Consider the following 1176-nt stretch of genomic DNA (forward strand, 5'->3'; position numbering starts at 1 on the left):
GAGATCCAACATGCAGAACTATCGTCAACTTTTCGATCTGACCGGCAAGACGGCCGTGGTGCTGGGCGCGGCGTCTGGCATCGGCCAGGCGTCGGCCCATGCATTGGGCGCGCTGGGTGCGCACGTCGTGTGCGCGGACCGCGACACCGACGGCGCAAAGGCCACGGCCGAGCAGATCACGCAAGCGGGCGCGGGCTCGGCCGAATGGCGCCGCACCGACGCGGCCAGCGGCGCGGACATCGCGGCTCTGGCTGCGCACACGCTGGCGGCGCGCGGGCGCATCGACGTTGCCGTGGCAACGCCGGCGCTCAACATCCGCAAGCTCATCGTCGACTACACCGATGAAGAATTCGACCAGGTCGTGAACCTGAACCTCAAGGGGGCATTCCACTTCATGCGCCGCTTCGGCGCGCCGATGATGAAGCAGGGCAGCGGCAGCCTCATCCTGTGTTCGTCGATGCGCGCGGTGACGATCGAGCCCGGCCTCGGGATCTACGCGGCCACCAAGGCCGGCATCGCGCAGATGGTGAAGGGCTTCGCGTCGGAGGTGGGCAGCTACGGCGTGCGCGTCAATGCGGTCATGCCCAGCATCATCGAAACGAGGTTGACCGCGCCGCTCAAGGAGCGCCCGGCCATCTACGACACCTATGCCGCGCACACCGTCTTCAACCGCTGGGGACAGCCGTCGGAAGTGGGTTCGGCGGTGGCCTTTCTGGCGTCCGACGCGGCCAGCTACATCACGGGCAGTTCGCTGTCGGTGGACGGAGGCTGGACCGCGATCGACGGTCCGCCCACGGGGCTGACGGCGACGCGGCCCTCCGAGTAGGCGCGCTCCTCCGGGCCCACGCCGGCGGCTCCATGCCGAAGCCATGCAGACAGGGCGCCGTCGCCGGCCTAAACTGCGGCCCGCACAACTTCTGTTCGGAGGACCGATGACGACGAATTACCAAGGCAGCTGCCACTGTGGCCGGATCGCCTTCGAGGTCGAGGGCGACATCCAGGGGGCGATGGCCTGCAACTGCTCGATGTGCCAGCGCAAGGGGTCGCTGCTGTGGTTCGTGCCGCACGAGCGGCTTCGGCTGAAGACGCCGCCCGAGGACATCAGCACCTACCTGTTCAACAAGCATCTGATCTCGCATCGCTTCTGCGCAGTCTGCGGCATTCATCCCTTTGGCG

Annotated in this window: 2 protein-coding genes; both read left to right on the plus strand. The window is 67.3% G+C overall.

Annotated elements, in window-relative coordinates; all coding sequences use genetic code 11:
* A partial coding sequence (locus tag AC1DOC_RS34440) for an SDR family NAD(P)-dependent oxidoreductase (RefSeq protein WP_478131678.1) occupies positions 1 to 826 on the plus strand: 826 nt, incomplete at its 5' end.
* Positions 827 to 932: 106 nt separating this feature from the next.
* Positions 933 to 1176: GFA family protein (locus AC1DOC_RS34445; protein WP_478131679.1), on the plus strand; the 244-nt coding region annotated here is incomplete at its 3' end.

The organism is Variovorax sp. 01T439_2, from assembly GCF_056398445.1.